The 15754-nt window shown below is 72.7% G+C and carries 14 protein-coding genes; 4 read left to right on the top strand and 10 right to left on the bottom strand.

The window, feature by feature from the left end; all coding sequences use genetic code 11:
• Positions 1 to 43 precede the first annotated feature (43 nt).
• The 3 genes from E1211_RS14215 (at position 44) to E1211_RS14205 (ending at position 4353) form a co-directional block, all read left to right on the top strand.
• Positions 44 to 1711: an FAD-dependent oxidoreductase gene (locus E1211_RS14215; RefSeq protein ID WP_243709528.1), complete on the top strand. Its 1668-nt coding sequence runs from the start codon at positions 44 to 46 to the stop codon at positions 1709 to 1711.
• A complete protein-coding gene (locus E1211_RS33800; RefSeq protein ID WP_132349202.1) occupies positions 1708 to 3165 on the top strand; it encodes an ATP-binding protein in 1458 nt (485 codons plus the stop codon). Before E1211_RS14215 ends, E1211_RS33800 begins: the two co-directional genes overlap by 4 nt.
• A gap of 138 nt (positions 3166 to 3303) precedes the next feature.
• Complete coding sequence (locus E1211_RS14205; protein WP_132349201.1) at positions 3304 to 4353, top strand: aldo/keto reductase; 1050 nt, start codon at positions 3304 to 3306, stop codon at positions 4351 to 4353.
• 67 nt (positions 4354 to 4420) lie between these two features.
• Here E1211_RS14205 and E1211_RS14200 read toward each other — a convergent pair whose 3' ends face one another.
• The 6 genes from E1211_RS14200 to E1211_RS14175 all read right to left on the bottom strand — a co-directional run bounded on the left by E1211_RS14200 (position 4421) and on the right by E1211_RS14175 (position 9829).
• Positions 4421 to 4936, bottom strand: a complete 516-nt coding sequence (locus E1211_RS14200) for an NUDIX domain-containing protein (protein ID WP_132349200.1) — start codon at positions 4934 to 4936, stop codon at positions 4421 to 4423.
• A 208-nt stretch (positions 4937 to 5144) separates the two neighbouring features.
• Positions 5145 to 5783 carry an SRPBCC family protein gene (locus E1211_RS14195; protein WP_132349199.1) on the bottom strand — a complete coding sequence of 213 codons (639 nt, stop codon included), beginning with the start codon at positions 5781 to 5783 and terminating at the stop codon, positions 5145 to 5147.
• Complete coding sequence (locus E1211_RS14190) at positions 5780 to 6217, bottom strand: helix-turn-helix transcriptional regulator (RefSeq protein WP_132349198.1); 438 nt, start codon at positions 6215 to 6217, stop codon at positions 5780 to 5782. Before E1211_RS14190 ends, E1211_RS14195 begins: the two co-directional genes overlap by 4 nt.
• A gap of 27 nt (positions 6218 to 6244) precedes the next feature.
• Positions 6245 to 8341 carry a xanthine dehydrogenase family protein molybdopterin-binding subunit gene (locus E1211_RS14185; RefSeq protein ID WP_132349197.1) on the bottom strand — a complete coding sequence of 699 codons (2097 nt, stop codon included), beginning with the start codon at positions 8339 to 8341 and terminating at the stop codon, positions 6245 to 6247.
• A 37-nt stretch (positions 8342 to 8378) separates the two neighbouring features.
• Entirely contained in the window at positions 8379 to 9368 is a 990-nt protein-coding gene (locus E1211_RS14180; protein ID WP_132349196.1) for a xanthine dehydrogenase family protein subunit M, read from the bottom strand.
• Positions 9365 to 9829 carry a 2Fe-2S iron-sulfur cluster-binding protein gene (locus E1211_RS14175; protein WP_243709529.1) on the bottom strand — a complete coding sequence of 155 codons (465 nt, stop codon included), beginning with the start codon at positions 9827 to 9829 and terminating at the stop codon, positions 9365 to 9367. The genes E1211_RS14180 and E1211_RS14175 overlap by 4 nt, the downstream gene beginning before the upstream one ends.
• Before the next feature lie 157 nt (positions 9830 to 9986).
• Between E1211_RS14175 and E1211_RS14170 the strand changes: the two genes are divergently transcribed.
• Complete coding sequence (locus tag E1211_RS14170) at positions 9987 to 10643, top strand: NTP transferase domain-containing protein (RefSeq protein ID WP_132349194.1); 657 nt, start codon at positions 9987 to 9989, stop codon at positions 10641 to 10643.
• A gap of 76 nt (positions 10644 to 10719) precedes the next feature.
• Here the strand turns inward: E1211_RS14170 and E1211_RS14165 are convergent, their stop codons facing one another.
• The 4 genes from E1211_RS14165 to E1211_RS14150 all read right to left on the bottom strand — a co-directional run.
• The gene (locus E1211_RS14165) at positions 10720 to 11949 is read right to left on the bottom strand and encodes a glycoside hydrolase family 16 protein (protein ID WP_132349193.1); all 1230 of its coding nucleotides are present in this window, start codon (positions 11947 to 11949) and stop codon (positions 10720 to 10722) included.
• Between the two features lie 570 nt (positions 11950 to 12519).
• Positions 12520 to 13896: a GH1 family beta-glucosidase gene (locus tag E1211_RS14160; protein ID WP_132349192.1), complete on the bottom strand. Its 1377-nt coding sequence runs from the start codon at positions 13894 to 13896 to the stop codon at positions 12520 to 12522.
• A 29-nt stretch (positions 13897 to 13925) separates the two neighbouring features.
• Positions 13926 to 14765: a carbohydrate ABC transporter permease gene (locus E1211_RS14155; RefSeq protein ID WP_132349191.1), complete on the bottom strand. Its 840-nt coding sequence runs from the start codon at positions 14763 to 14765 to the stop codon at positions 13926 to 13928.
• A partial coding sequence (locus E1211_RS14150; protein ID WP_371686154.1) for a carbohydrate ABC transporter permease occupies positions 14758 to 15754 on the bottom strand: 997 nt, incomplete at its 5' end. The genes E1211_RS14155 and E1211_RS14150, both read right to left, overlap by 8 nt.

Here is a 15754-nt window from a genome sequence, read left to right as displayed (position 1 = left end):
CCTCGCCGAGGTGCCCGTGACCGGCGGTGCGGGAGGTGGTTTCATGAGCGCCATGGCGAACCCGGTGATCCTGAGCGTCGACGACGACCCGGTGGTGTCCCGCGCGGTGGCGCGCGACCTCCGTCGCCGCTACGGCGAGCGGTACCGGGTGGTCCGCGCCGGATCGGGACCGGAGGCCCTGGACGCGCTGCGCGAGATCAAGTTGCGCGGTGAACGGGTGGCGTTGCTCCTCGCCGACCACCGGATGCCCGAGATGACCGGCATCGAGTTCCTCGAGGCCGCGATGGATCTCTTCCCCGCCGCCCGCCGGGTACTGCTCACCGCGTACGCCGACACGGACGCCGCCATCGAGGCGATCAACATCGTGGACCTGGACCACTACCTGCTCAAGCCCTGGCACCCGCCGGAGGAGAAGCTCTACCCGGTCGTGGACGGCCTGCTGGACGCCTGGGCGGCCACCCCGGACGCGGCGCTCACCGAGATCCGGGTGGTGGGGCACCGCTGGTCCGCCCCCTCGTTCAAGATCCGTGACTTCCTGGCCCGCAACCTCATCCCGTACCGGTGGCTGCTCACGGACGACCCGGAGGGTGCCCGGTTGCTCGCCGCCGCCGGCGCCGGTGAGACGGACGTGCCGCTGGTGGTGACCGCCGAGGGCAAGACGTTGATCGCCCCGTCCGCGGCCGAGCTCGCCAGCGTGGTGGGCCTCGCCGTGGAACCGACCACCGACTTCTACGACGTGGTGGTGGTCGGCGGTGGCCCGGCCGGTCTCGGCTCGGCCGTGTACGCCGCGTCGGAGGGCCTGCGTACGGTGCTGGTGGAGCGCCGCGCCACCGGCGGCCAGGCCGGGCAGAGCAGCCGGATCGAGAACTACCTCGGCTTCCCCGACGGCGTCTCCGGCGCCCAGCTCACCGACCGGGCGCGCCGGCAGGCGCTCAAGTTCGGCGCCGAGCTGCTCAGCACCCGGGAGGTGGTCGGGTTGACCGAGGCCGGCGGCGCCCGGCTGCTCCGTTTCGGCGACGGCACCGAGATCGCCGCGCACACCGTGGTACTCGCCACCGGCGTCTCCTACCGGGTGCTCGACGCCCCCGGCGTGAGTGACTTCACCGGACGGGGTGTCTTCTACGGCGCCGTCTCCACCGAGGCGCCGAACTGCGTCGACGAGGAGGTCTACATCGTCGGCGGGGCGAACTCCGCCGGCCAGGCGGCGGTCTTCTTCTCCCGCTACGCCGCCCGGGTGCACCTGCTGGTCCGGGGCCCCGACCTGACCGCCTCCATGTCGCGGTACCTGATCGACCAGCTGGAGCAGAGCGACCGGATCGTCGTGCACCCGCACACCCGGGTGGTCGGCGCGGCGGGCGGCGACCACCTGGAACGGATCACGCTCTGTGACAGCCGCACCGGCGAGGTGCGCACCGCGGAGACCTCCTGGCTCTTCGTCTTCATCGGGGCGGAGCCGCGCACGGAGTGGCTGGACGGCGTGCTGGCACGTGACCGGCGGGGGTTCATCGTCACCGGCCCCGACCTGGTCACCGGCGGCAAGCCGCCGGCCGGCTGGTCGCTGCCGCGCGACCCGTACCACCTGGAGACGAGCCTGCCGGGAGTCTTCGCCGCCGGCGACGTGCGCTCCCAGTCGGTGAAGCGCGTCGCCTCCGCCGTCGGCGAGGGGGCGATGGCCGTCTCGCTGGTGCACCGCTACCTGGAGGCGCAGTGAGCACCCCGACCGACCGGCTGACGCCGGAGCAGCTGCGCACGCTGTTCCTGTTCGAGTCGCTCGGCGACGACCAGCTGGCCTGGCTCGCGGAGCACGGCCGGACGGAGCAGCGGGGCGGCGGCACCGTGGTGTTCGCCGAGGGCGAGGCCGCGACGTGCTTCTTCGTCCTGCTCTCCGGCACGGTGACCCTCAGCCGGCGGGTCGGCGACGACGAGGTGGAGCTGAACCGGACCTCCCAGCGCGGGGTGTACGGCGGCGCCACCCAGGCGTACCTCGACGGCGAGACCGAGCAGATCTACCGCAACACGATGCGCGCGGTCGCCGACACCGAGTTCTTCGTGCTCCCCGCGGAGAGCTTCGCGCAGGCCGTCCGCACCTGGTTCCCGATGGCGATGCACCTGCTGGAGGGGCTCTTCATCGGGATGCGCAACACGCAGACCCTGGTCGGGGAGCGGGAACGGCTGCTCGCCCTCGGCTCGCTCTCCGCCGGCCTCACCCACGAGCTGAACAATCCGGCCGCGGCGGCGGTGCGGGCGACCTCCGTGCTGCGCGACCGGGTGGCCGCGATCCGGAGCAAGCTCGCGATGATCGCCGACGGCCGCCTCGACGGCAGCGGCCTGCACCGCCTCGTGGAGTTGCAGGAGGAGGCGGTGACTCGGGTGGCGAGCGCGCCGAAGCTCAGCCCGATGGCCGTCGCCGACGCCGAGGACACGCTGACCGACTGGCTGGACGAGCAGGGGGTACGGGGGGCCTGGGACCTGGCGCCGATCCTGGTCGGCGCCGGCGCGGACACCGAGTGGCTGGCCCGGGTGCGGACGAGCGTCGGCCAGGCCGACCTGGAGACGGCGATCCGGTGGCTCACCTACACCGTGGAGACCGAGCTGCTGATGCGGGAGATCGGCGAGGCGGTCACCCGGATCTCCGGTCTGGTCGGCGCCGCCAAGCAGTACTCCCAGCTGGACCGAGCGCCGTTCCAGGTGGTCGACGTGCACGACCTGCTCGACGCCACGCTGGTGATGTTCAAGGCGAAGATCCCCGCCGGGGTCCGGCTCGTGAAGGAGTACGACCGGAGCCTGCCGCCCGTGCCGGCGTACGCGGCGGAGCTGAACCAGGTCTGGACCAACCTCGTCGACAACGCGCTGGGCGCGATGGGGGAGACGGGCACGCTGACCGTCCGCACCGAGCGGGCGGGTGACCTGCTGGCCGTCGAGGTCGCCGACACCGGGCCGGGCATCCCGCCGGAGGTGCGTCCGCGCATCTTCGAGCCGTTCTTCACCACGAAGCCGGTGGGCAGCGGCACCGGGCTCGGGCTGGACATCTCGTACCGGATCGTCGTGCACAAGCACCACGGCGACATCCGGGTACGCAGCGAGCCCGGCGACACGGTGTTCCGGGTGCTGCTGCCGCTGACCGTCGAGCGCCCGCCCACGCCGGATCCGCTCGCCACGCCCTGATCACCCCCGTCGGTCGCGCCGCCGAGCCCGGTGGCGGCGATCCCACTGTTGACCTCCAGCGCGCTCGAACTCCTAGCGTGCGGCGTACGCCCGCCGGGTCCACCGGCGGGCATCCGTACGACGACGGGGAGTTCAGGCATGCGTTACCGCGTTCTCGGCGGCACCGGCATCGAGGTCAGCGTCCACGCGCTGGGCGCGATGATGTTCGGCGCGGTCGGCAACCCGGACCACGACGAGTGCGTCCGGATCATCCACTCCGCCCTCGACCGGGGGATCAATCTCGTCGACACCGCCGACATGTACTCCGCCGGCGAATCGGAGGTGATCGTCGGCAAGGCGCTGCGGGGTCGGCGGGACGAGGTCGTGCTCGCCACCAAGGTGCACTTCCCGATGGGGGAGGGGCGCAACCGTGGCGGCAACTCGCGGCGCTGGATCGTGCGGGCCGTCGAGGAGAGCCTCCGGCGGCTGGGCACCGACTGGATCGACCTCTACCAGGTGCACCGGCCCGACCACACCACGGACGTCGAGGAGACCTTGGGCGCCCTCACCGACCTGGTCCGGGCGGGCACCATCCGGGCCTTCGGCTGCTCCACCTTCCCGGCGGAGGAGATCGTGGAGGCGCAGCACGTCTCGCAGCGGCGCGCGCTGGGCCGGTTCCGCACCGAGCAGCCGCCGTACTCGCTGCTCGCCCGGGGCATCGAGGCGGACGTCCTGCCGGTCTGCCAGCGGTACGGCATGGGCGTGCTCACCTGGAGCCCGCTCGCCTCGGGCTTCCTCTCCGGCCGGTACCGCGACGGCCGTCCCGCCGACCTGACCCGCGGCCGGGCCACCCTCACCCCGGCCCGCTTCGACCCGGCGATTCCGGGTAACGCCGCGAAGTACCGGGCCGTCGAGGAGCTCGTGGCCCTGGCCGGGCAGCTCGGCTGCACGCTGCCGCAGCTGGCGGTGGCGTTCCCCGCGACGCATCCGGCGGTCACCTCCGTGCTGATCGGACCCCGCACCATGGCGCAGCTCGACGGGCTGCTGGCCGGCGCCGACCTGACCCTCGACGACGCCGCGCTCGACCGGATCGACGAGATCGTGCCGCCGGGCACCGACCTGTACACGGCCGACGGGGCCTGGCGCCCGCCGGCGCTCACCGACCCGGGGCGTCGTCGCCGACCGGTCGACGACCGCGCCGCCGCCTGACAGTCACCGACCGCGCCGCCGCTTCGGCCGGGGCCCGGCGTCGCGGTCGGCGTCCAGGAGGGCCGCCTCAGCGGGTGTGGTGTCCGGTCAGGAAGTCGGCGAGCACCCGGGTGTGCGTGTCGAAGGCCAGCTCGACCGGCTCGGTGAGGACCAGCCACTCGGTGGCCTCCTCGGTCGGCGCCGACGCGGGCAGGTCTTCGGCACGTTGCTCGGGCAGTACGCCGAAGACCATCATCGTGCCGCCGCGGGGCGCGGAGTGCACCGCGAAGAGCGTCGCGTCCTGCGCCGCCGCGACCAGGCCGGTCTCCTCCCGCAGCTCCCGGACCAGGGCCTCGTTCCACTCCTCGCCGTACTCGATGAAACCCCCGGGCAGGGCGAGCTGCCCGCGGGCGGGCTCGATGTCGCGCCGGACCACCACCACGCCGACCCCGGCCTGGGTGCGTACCGGGAGCACCGCGACCGCCACCGGCAGCGGGTTGCGCCAGACCGTCTGCCCGCAGACCGTGCAGACCCGCGGCCAGCCGGCCCCCGCCGGGTAGCCGGCTCCGCAGTAGGAACAGTGGGAGTACGGCGCAGCGGTCATGTCGCAGCACGTTACCCGCGCGGTCGGCGCTCCGCGTCCGGCAGCGACCGTCGATGCTGCCCGGTCACCGCCCCGCACCCGCGTGATCGACTCGACATCCATGAAGTCTGGCTGTCCGGGTGCGCCGGACAGCCCGACTTCCTTGACCAAGAGTCGATCACACCTCAGGGCACCCCCACGCCCGCCAGGTCGGCCGCGAGGCGGTGGCTCAGGCCGAGACGCCCGTGTAGAAGGCGGTGACCTGCTCGGCCGCGGCGCGGGCGGCCTCGGGGTCGGTGCCGGCGGCGACGCTCGCCTCGCGCCAGCGCTCGCTGGCCAGCGTCATGAAGGAGCGCCCCTCGGCCGACGCCGACCAGGCCTCGGCGTCCTCCGGGCGGACGCCCGAGCCGGGTGCCCCGAAGTACGTCGCGAGGCCGAGCAGCCCGAGGTCCCAGCCGATGCCGACCGCGCCCGGGCCGAACTGGGCCCACCGGTCGTCGTCGACGTGGGCGATGTGGTTCAGCTCGAAACGGGTCCGGCTGCCGTCCTGCGGGGTCAGCCGGACCTCGATCCAGCTGACCTCGCCGCCGTACTCCCACGTCGCGGCGAAGCTGTGCGGCGGGTCGCAGCTCTCGACGACGCCACCGGCGTTGCCCTCCAGCTGGTAGCGGCCGCCGAGGCGCAGCTCGCCGGAGATCGGCAGGAACCAGCGGGGGATCCGCTCGGCGTTCGTGCAGGCGTCCCAGACGTCCTCGACCGGCGCGTCGTACGTCTGGCTGATCGTGGTCACGCGCGCCTCGCCCGCCTCCAGCGTCCGGCTGCCGACCTGCCGCCGGACGGCGTTGATCTGCTCGGTGGCGTCAATCATCGTGTTCTCCTGTCATCGCGGATTTCCGTGGCCGGCCGACGCGGCCCCTCGTCCGGGCCGGGGGACGCCTGTGGTGGCGGCCCGCCGGGTGTGCCGGACTCCTCGCGCAGTCGCCGCTCGCGTTTGCCGCGGGCGAGCTCGGTGGCCAGCGCGGTCAGTGGTGGGGTCCAGAACCGGCGGAAGTGGTCGAGCCACTGGTCGACGTCGCGCAGCGGGCGGGGGTCGACCGCGTAGAGCCGCCGTGTGCCGTCCGGCCGGACGGTGGCGAACCCGTTGAGCCGGAGGACCTTCAGGTGCTGTGAGACGGCCGGCTGGGAGATGCCGAACTCGCGCTGGATCACCGCGCAGATGTCGCCCGCGGTCGTCTCGCCTCCGGCGAGCAGCTCGAGGATCCGGCGCCGCACCGGGTCGCCCAACACGTCGAAGGCATGCACCCCGAAGTTATATCAGCGGGAGGTTAATTAAGCAAAGGGTGATGAGCCGGCGAGTTTGTCCAGCCGGATCGGCAGGTCACGCACCCGTACGCCGGTGGCGTGCCGGACGGCGTTGGCGATCGCCGCCGCCGTGCCCACGATGCCGATCTCGCCGAGCCCCTTCACCCCGGTCGGGTTCAGGTCGGCGTCCTCCTCGTCGACCCACTCCGCCTCGATCTGCTCGACGTCCGCGCACCCGGTGATGTGGTACGTGGCGAGGTCGTGGTTGACCCAGTCGCCGTACCGCTCGTCGAGTAGCCCCTCCTCGTGCAAGGCCATCGAGATCCCCATGGTCATGCCCCCGATGAGCTGGCTGCGCGCGGTGGTCGGGTTCACCACCCGGCCGACTGCGAACACGCCGACCATGCGGCTCACCCGGACCTCGCCGGTGTCCGCGTCCACCCGCACCTCGGCGAACTGCGCGCCGTACGCGTAGCGGGCCATCGGCCGCTGGGCCCGGACCTCGTCGGCGGTGCTCGCCGCGACGGTCAGCCCCTCGGGCGGCAGCGAGCCGGAGTGGTGGCCGAGCCGGTCGCGCAGCTCCTGGCAGGCGCGCGTCACCGCCCAGCTCCACGACGCGGTACCCATCGAACCGCCGGCCACGCCCGCGGGCGGCAGGTCACTGTCGCCGATCCGGATGGTCACCCGCTCCGGTGGCACGTCCAGCGCGTCCGCGGCGACCTGCCAGAGCGCCGTGCGCGCGCCGGTGCCGATGTCGGTCGCGTTGATCCGGACCAGGTAGCCGCCGTCGGGCAGCGCGGTGGCCGTGGCCGCGGAGGCCCGCGCCCTCGCCGGGTAGCTGGAGCCGGCCACTCCGGTACCGATCAGCCACCGGCCCTCCCGGCGGCTGCCGGGACGCGGGTCACGATCGCCCCAGCCGAACCGGCGCGCGCCCTTGACCAGGCAGGCGACGAGGTTGCGGCTGCTGAACGGGTGCCCCTGGTCGGGGTCGACAGTCGGTTCGTTGCGGACGCGCAGCTCGATCGGATCGATCCCGCAGGCGGAGGCGAGTTCGTCCATCGCCGACTCCAGGGCGTATGCCCCGGGGCACTCGCCGGGCGCCCGCATCCAGAACGGGGTCGGCACGTCGAGGCGGGCCAGCCGGTGCGTGGTGCGCCGGTGCGGCGCCGCGTACATGCTGCGGGTGTAGACGGCGGTCTGCTCGGCGAACTCGGTGATCGTCGAGGTCTGGCTGATGGCGTCGTGGCAGATCGCCGCGATCCGGCCGTCCGCGTCGGAGCCGAGCCGTACCCGCTGGATCGTCGGGGTGCGGTAGCCGATCGGCCCGAAGAGCTGTTGCCGGGTGAGGGCGAGTCGCACCGGCCGGTCCACCTGCCGGGCCGCGAGCGCGGCGAGCACCACGGCGGCCTTCGGGTAGCCCTTGCTGCCGAAGCCGCCGCCCACGTGTTCGCTGATCACCCGCACGGACTCGCGGGGGATGCCGAACAGCTCGGCGAGGGCGGCCTGCACGGCCGTCGAGCCCTGGTTGGAGTCATGTACGAGCAGCCGCCCGTCCCGCCACTGTGCCGTGGTGGCGTGCGGCTCCATCGGATTGTTGTGGTACGCCGGGGTCCGGTACGTGGCGTCGACCCGCACCTCGGCGGCGGCGAACGCGGCGTCGAAGTCCCCTTCGGAGGTGTCGGTGGGATAGCCGGGGTTGACCTTCTCCGGTCGGTACAGTCCCGGGTGGTCGGCGGTGAGCACCGTGCTGTGCGGCTCGGTGTCGTACTCGATCCGGACGTGGCGGGCGCCCTCGCGGGCCGCCTCGATGCTCTCGGCCACCACCACGGCCACCAGCTGACCGCGGTAGTGCACCGCCGGCTCCTGCAACAGGTACAGCTCCGCTTCGACGTCGGGCGAGAGCCGGGGGGCGTTGCCGTGGTGCAGGACGGCGAGCACGCCCGGCACCGCGAGCGCCGGCTCCGGGTCGATCCGGGTGATCCGGCCGCGCACCGCCGCCGCGGGCACCGCCCAGCCGTACGTCACGTCGTCCAGCGGGTACTCGACCGCGTACCGGGCGGTGCCGGTGACCTTCTCGGGGCCCTCCAGCCGGGGATGGGCCCGTCCCACCGCGCCCGCGCTCACGCGGGCGCTCCCGCGTCCGGGTGGCGGAACCGGCGGTTCATGCCTGCGCCTCCGCCAGCTCGGTGAGGGCGCGGACGGTGATCGCGCGGATCAGCGGCACCTTGAAACCGTTGTGCCGCAACGGGCGCGCCGCCGCGAGTTCGGCGTCGGCGGCCTGCCCGGCCAGCTCCGGGGTGAACTGCCGGCCGCGCAGTTCCGTCTCGGCCCGGAAGGCCCGCCAGGGCCGGTGCGCCACCGCGCCGTAGGCGAGCCGGACGTCGCGCACCATGTCCCCGTCCAGGTCGAGCACGGCGGCCACCGCACCGACCGCGAAGGCGAACGAGGCCCGATCGCGAACCTTGAGGTACGCCGACCGGCGTGCGGCCGGCAGCGGAGGGATCCGCACGGCGGTGATCAGCGCGCCACGCGGCAGGGTGGTCTCCCGCTCCGGGTGCTCGCCCGGCGACCGGTGCAGCTCGACGAAGGGCACGTCCCGTGTTCCGTCGGGCTCGGCCACCTCGACCACCGCGTCGAGGGCGGCCAGCGCGACGGCCAGGTCCGACGGGTGGGTGGCGACGCACTCCTCGGACCAGTCGAGGATGGCCAGCTCGCGGTTCTGCCCGTGCCGGGCCGCGCAGCCGCTGCCCGGATCCCGTTTGTTGCACGCCTTGCCGGTGTCCTGGAAGTAGAAGCACCGGGTGCGCTGCAACAGGTTGCCGGCGGTGGTCGCCATGTTGCGTACCTGGCCGGAGGCGGCGGCGAGCAGTGCGCGGGCGAGCACGGGGTAGTCCCGGCGTACCAGCGGGTGGGCGGCCAGCTCGCTGTTGCGCACGGTCGCGCCGACGCGCAGGCCGCCCCCGGGCAGCGGCTCGATGCCGCCCAGCGGCAGCCGGGTGACGTCCACCAGCAGGTCGGGGCGCTGCACGCCGAGTTTCATGAGGTCGACGAGGTTGGTGCCGCCGGCCAGGTACGCCGCCTCGGGGTCCGCGCCGAGCAGCGCCACGGCCTCGTCGACGTCGGTCGGGCGGCGGTACCGGAACTCCCTCATCGGTCGCCCGCCGTCTCGCGAATGGCGGCGACGATGTGCGGGTACGCCCCACACCGGCACAGGTTGCCGGCCATCCGTTCGCGGATCTCCGCGTCGGTCGGCCGTACGGCGCCGGTGAGGTCGTCGGTGACCGCGCTCGGCCACCCCTCGGCGATCTCGTCGAGCACGCCGCGGGCCGAGCAGAGCTGCCCCGGCGTGCAGTAGCCGCACTGGAAGGCGTCCTGCGCGACGAACGCCTCCTGCAAGGGGGAGAGCTGGTCGGGCCCGGCCAGCCCCTCCACCGTGGTGATCGCGCAGTCGTCCAGCGTGACGGCGAGGATGAGGCAGCTCTTCACCCGCCGCCCCTCCAGCAGCACCGTGCAGGAGCCGCACTGGCCGTGGTCGCAGCCCTTCTTCGCGCCGACGAGGTCCAGGTGTTCGCGGAGCGCGTCGAGCAGCGTCGTGCGGTTGTCCAGGGTCAGCTCACGGCGGGTGCCGTTGACGGTGAACGCGACCGGGGACGACCGTTCGTCGCCGGCGACCGAGGCGCTACCGGAGCGATTCTGCACCCGCCCATAGTAGCTTTGTTCACACTAATAGGGAGAAAACCGGCAGCACTTTCACGGTCGAGGGAGTGGGGTGGCGGAGGAGAAGGTGGCCGGGCTGGTGCTCGCCGCCGGTGCCGGGCGCCGGTTCGGCCGGCCCAAGGCGCTCGTCGAGTTCGAGGGGGAGCAGCTCGTCCTCCGTGCCGTGCGCCTGCTGACCGCCGGGGGCTGTGCCCCGGTGCACGTCGTGGTCGGCGCCGGGGCGGACGACCTGCCCCCGCTGCCCGAGGCGGTCCTGGTGACCAACCCCGACTGGTCGGAGGGGATGGGCCTGTCGCTGCGCCTCGGGTTGGCATCGCTGCCCGCGCAGGCGGGGGCGGCCGTGGTGATCCTCGTCGACCAGCCGCTGCTCAGCCCCGCGGCGGTACGCCGGCTGCGGGCCGCGTACGCCGGCGGTGCGGTTGTCGCGACCGCCACCTACGCCGGGCGTCCCGGCCACCCCGTCCTGCTCGGGCGCGACACCTGGCCGCTGCTCGATCGGTACGCCACCGGCGACCGGGGCGCCCGCGACCTGCTGCGCGCCCGGCCCGACCTGGTGGTCCGGGTGCCCTGCGACGGCGTCGGTGTCCCGCTCGACCTCGACACCCCGGGCGACCTCGCCCGGGCCACTGAGCGGGTGACCCCGGCTCCGGTGGCGGTCGACCGAGCGGGCTCGGCGGGTGACGAAGGCCGGGGGTCAGCGTGGCCGTGATCCCGCAGGCAACGGCGCGGCCACCGACACCGAGGGGCCGCCGCGGGCGACCGCGACGGCCCCTGGATCGGGTGGCTCAGCGGCGCCACTTCTGGTTGGGGCCGCCCGTGCATTGCCAGATCTGCAGGCGGGTGCCGTCGGCGGAGCTCGCTCCGGTCGCGTCGAGGCACTTGTCGGCCTGCGGGTTCACGATGTCGCCGGCAGCGGTGAAGACCCAGCGTTGCGCGGCGCTGCCGTTGCAGTCCCACAGCTGCACCGGCGTGCCGTTGGCGGTGCCGCCGCCGGCCACGTCGAGGCACTTGCCGAGGGCCCGCACCGAGCCGTCACCGGCCCAGCTCCAGCGCTGCGCGGCGGTGCCGTTGCAGATCCAGAGCTGCACCGGGGTGCCGTTGGCGCTGTTGGCGCCGGCCACGTCCACGCACTTGTTGCCGTAGCCGACGATCGGCGCGCCGCCCCCTCCGCCGCCGCTGTCCCAGGCCTGCACCCGGACGTAGTCGACGACCATCTGCTGCGGGAAGACCGTCGTCCCGTCGGGGGAGCCGGGCCAGTTCCCGCCGACCGCCACATTCATGATCATAAAGAAGGGGTGGTCGAAGACCCATCGGTTGCCGCGCAGGTCGGCCGGGGTCTTGCGGGAGTACTGCACGCCGTCGAGATACCAGGTGATCGAGTCCGGCGCCCAGTCGACGGTGTACGTGTGGAAGGCGTCGGCGAGCGCCTGGCCACCCGGCAGCGAGGTCTGCCCGGTCACCGCGTTGCCGCCGGAGTAGCCCGGCCCGTGCAGCGTGCCGTGCACGGTGGACGGTTCGCGCCCGACGTTCTCCATGATGTCGATCTCGCCGCGGTCGGGCCACGAGTTGCTGCTGGTGCCGAGCATCCAGAAGGCGGGCCAGAGCCCCTGCCCCCGAGGGATCTTGATGCGCGCCTCGAACCGGCCGTACGCCTGGGCGAACGTGCCAGCGGTCAGCAGCCGGGCCGAGGTGTACTGGCAGCTGCCGTACCAGCAGTTGAGGTTGGCGGGGTTCTCCCGGCGGGCGGTGATCACCAGGTTGCCGTTGCCGTCCAGCGCCGCGTTGCGGGTGCTGTTCGTGTAGTACTGCAACTCGTTGTTGCCCCAGCCGCCGCCCCCGATGTCGTACCTCCACTTGTTCTGGTCCGGGGGTGTGCCGGCGGGGCCGTTGAAGTCGTCGGACCAGGTCACCGCGCCGGGCGCCGCGACCGCGGGGGCCTGCGTCGTCGCGATGAGCGTGACGCTGAGCCCGGCGGTGGCGGCGGCGAGCGCGGCGATGGCACGGATGCTGCGCACGGGGGCCTCCCTGCGTGTGTCGGGGTGTCTGGACCCTCGATCCGCCCAGCGGTAGCGGTGGGGGCGAGACGGTGCGGGCGGAAATAGATTGGTAACAATCTATTGATGGGCATCCATGGTGTCAAGAGAGCGCTCTCTGGTGGCTCGGCGCGGCAGCAGTCCGTGCCGGACATGGGATCCGCTGGCGTCGGGCGGGCCGGGGCGACGGGTAGCTTCCCTGGATGCTTTGGAGCGGAGTCGCCCGCGACATCAGGTGTAGGAGCCGGTGCATCAAGACGCCGGCGGCGAGCACGGCGGCTACGCCGGCGACAGGGTGATGTCTGATGCGTCGAGACGGGTGATGCCGGGTGTGTCGAGGCGGGGATGATGCCCGGGTCACCGGCGGCGACCTGCCCTGATGCGTTCACGACATCAGCTCTAAAGGACACCAGGTGAACACCCGCCCCGTCGCCGATCGGCCCGGACATGCCACGCGCGTTCTTCCGCCGCTCCTCGACCGCGCAGTGGCGGGCCAGACCCTGGGCGCCGCACGGCGCGGCACCCAGGGATCCCGGGGCCCGGTCGGTCCGCTCAGGCCACCGGCGTGGCGGTTCCGGTCGCACCGGCGAGCCGCTGGTGGGCCCGGATCAGCTCGGCGTAGCGGTGCCCGCTCGCCTTCACGGTTCGCCGCTGGGTGGCGTAGTCGACGTGGACCAGGCCGAAGCGCTTGTCGTAGCCGTACGCCCACTCGAAGTTGTCCAGCAGCGACCAGACGAAGTAGCCGGCGAGCGGCACGCCCCGGGCCACCGCCGACGAGCACGCCACCAGGTGCTCCTCCAGCTGGTCGGTGCGCTCCTTGTCCTCCACCGTGCCCTCCGCGGTGACCGTGTCCGGCCACGCCGACCCGCTCTCGGTGACGATGATCCTCGCCGGCCGGTACTCCTCGTGCACCGAGACCAGCAGCCGCTCCAGCCCGGTCGGGTAGACCTCCCAACCCATCGCCGTCTCGACCGCCCCGGGCACCGGCACCTGCCGGGCGTACGGCGGGGGCCCCGCCGGGTCGTCGACGACCAGCTGGCGGAAGTAGTAGTTCACGCCGAGGAAGTCGGTCGGCGTGGCGATCACCGCCAGGTCGCCGTCGCGTACCGGCGGCTCGATACCGTACGTGGCGATCATGTCGGCCGGGTAGCCGCGCCCGTGGATCGGGTCGAGCCACCAGCGGTTGACGTGACCGTCCATCCGGCGGGCCGCCGCGACGTCCTCGGGACGGTCGGTGGCCGCCTCGATCGGGCTGAGGTTGAGCACCAGCCCGATCGACGCCGGCCGGGCGGCGTTCGCCCGGACCGCCTGGGTGGCCAGGCCGTGACCGAGCAGGGTGTGGTGGGAGGTGCGCACCGCCCGGTCGAGGTCCCGTTCTCCGGGGGCCATCTTGCCCTCCAGGTGGCCGATCCAGGAGACGCAGAGCGGCTCGTTGACCGTGTTCCAGTCGGTCACCCGGTCGCCGAGGCGGGCCGCGACGATCGCGGCGTAGTCGGCGAACGCCTCGGCGGTCGAGCGCTCCGGCCAGCCGCCCCGGTCCTGCAGAACCTGCGGCAGGTCCCAGTGGTAAAGCGTGACGAGCGGCCGGATGCCCTCGGCGAGCAGCCGGTCGACCAGCCGGTCGTAGAAGTCCAGGCCCGCCGCGTTGACCGTGCCGACCCCCTCGGGCAGCACCCGGGGCCACGCCACCGAGAACCGGTACGCGTCGACGCCGAGCCGGCGCAGCAGCGCGACGTCCTCGGGCCAGCGGTGGTAGTGGTCGCAGGCGACGGCCCCGGTGTCGCCGTTGTCGACGTTCCCGGGGGTGGCCGAAAAGGTGTCCCAGATGGACGGAGATCGTCCGTCGACGTCGACGGCCCCCTCGATCTGGTACGCCGCGGTGGCGACGCCCCAGAGGAAGTCGGGCGGCAGCTTGGACAGGTCCGGCACGGGTTGGTTCTCCTCTGCGGTGGATCGAATCACTTGACCGCGCCGGCGGTGAGACCGGCGACGAAGTAGCGCTGTAGCGCCAGGAAGCCGGCGACGACGGGCACGCTCACCACCAGCGAGGCGGCCATCACCTGGTTCCAGTAGACGTTGAACTGGGTGGAGTAGCCCTGGAGGCCGACGGCGAGGGTGCGGCTGCCCTCGTCGGTCATCACGGAGGCGAAGAGCACCTCGCCCCAGGCGGTCATGAAGGCGTACACGGTGACGGCGACCACGCCCGGCACGGCCGCCGGCAGGATCACCCGGAACAGGATGCGCAGCGGGCCGGCGCCGTCGACCTGAGCCGCCTCGTCGAGTCCGCGGGGGATCGAGTCGAAGTAGCCGACCAGCATCCAGATCGAGAACGGCAGCGAGAAGGTCAGGTACGTGATGACCAGGCCGGTTCGGCTGGCGTACAGCTCGATCCCGGTGGCGTTGCCCAGGTTGACGTAGATGAGGAAGAGCGGCAGCAGGAACAGGATGCCGGGGAACATCTGGGTGGAGAGCACGGTCACCGAGAAGAGGCCCCGGCCGCGGAAGCGGTACCGGCTCACCGCGAACGCGGCGAAGATGGCCACCGCCACCGAGCAGACCGCGGCGATGCTCGACACCACCAGGCTGTTCACCAGGTAGCGGGCGAGCGGCACCGTGCTCCACATGTCCACGAACGGTTGCAGCGTCGGCCGGCTGGGCCACCAGGTGAAGCCGTTCTGCACGTCCTGCAACGGCTTCGCCGCCGAGGTGACCATCACGTAGAGCGGGATGACGACGAAGAGGGTGAGCAGGGTCAGCACTATCCGCCGGCCCCAGCGCTCACCGGTGGTCTCACGCATGGTCCCTCCGGCGGTTCGTGATCAGCAGGTAGCCGGCCGAGACGACCAGCAGGAAGAGCAGGAGCGCGACCGACATCGCCGAACCCGAGCCGAAGTCCCAGGTCTTGAAGGAGCTGCGGTAGATGTGGATGGAGATGAGATCGGCCTGCGCCGGCGCCGAGCCGCCGAAGAGCACGTACGGGGTGTTGAAGTCGTTGAACGTCCAGAGGAAGAGCACCAGCAGCAGGACCAGGTTCACCGGCCGGAGCATGGGCAGGGTGACCGAGCGCAGCCGCCGCCAGAACCCGGCGCCGTCGATCGCGGCCGCCTCGTAGAGCTCGTCCGGCACGTTCTGCAGGCCGGCCATGAGGCAGAGGAACGCGAACGGCCAGTTGCGCCAGACCGAGACGATCAGCAGCGACCAGAAGCTGTTGTCGCCGATCAGCCAGAACGGCTTCTCGTCGAGCAGCCCGAGCTGGTCGACGAGGACGTGGTTGACCAGGCCGGTGTCGCGCTGGAGCAGGAAGCTCCAGGTGATCACCGCGGTGTAGACGGGCAGCGCGTACGGGGTGAGGAAGAGCGCCCGCAGGATCGCCCGGCCGCGGAACGGTCGTTGCAGCACGACCGCGCCGGCGATCCCGAACAGCCAGGCCAGCCCCACCGAGAGCAGGGTGTAGACCAGCGTGACCCAGAACGAGTGCAGCAGCTCGCGACCGGCGACACTGTTGAAGTCCAGCGTCGCCCTGTAGTTCTCCAGCCCGATGAAGGGTGCGGTGGACCAGTCCCGGATGTGGAACTGGGTCAGTTCCAGCAGGCTCATCCAGACCCCGACCACCATCGGGATCACGTGGATGGCCAGTTCCAGGACGACGGCCGGGACGAGCAGCAGGTACGGCAGGAGTGAACGCCGGGGCCGGCGGGGCCGCCGGTCGGGGGCCGGTGCCGCGGTCGCGGCACCGGGTGCGCGCCGGTCGGGGCGGGCGCAGGCCGCGGTCAAGGCCCGGTCGACG

The organism is Micromonospora sp. 15K316 (genome assembly GCF_004348525.1).
GTDB lineage: Bacteria > Actinomycetota > Actinomycetes > Mycobacteriales > Micromonosporaceae > Micromonospora.
This window is presented reverse-complemented; position numbering and strand designations above follow the sequence as displayed.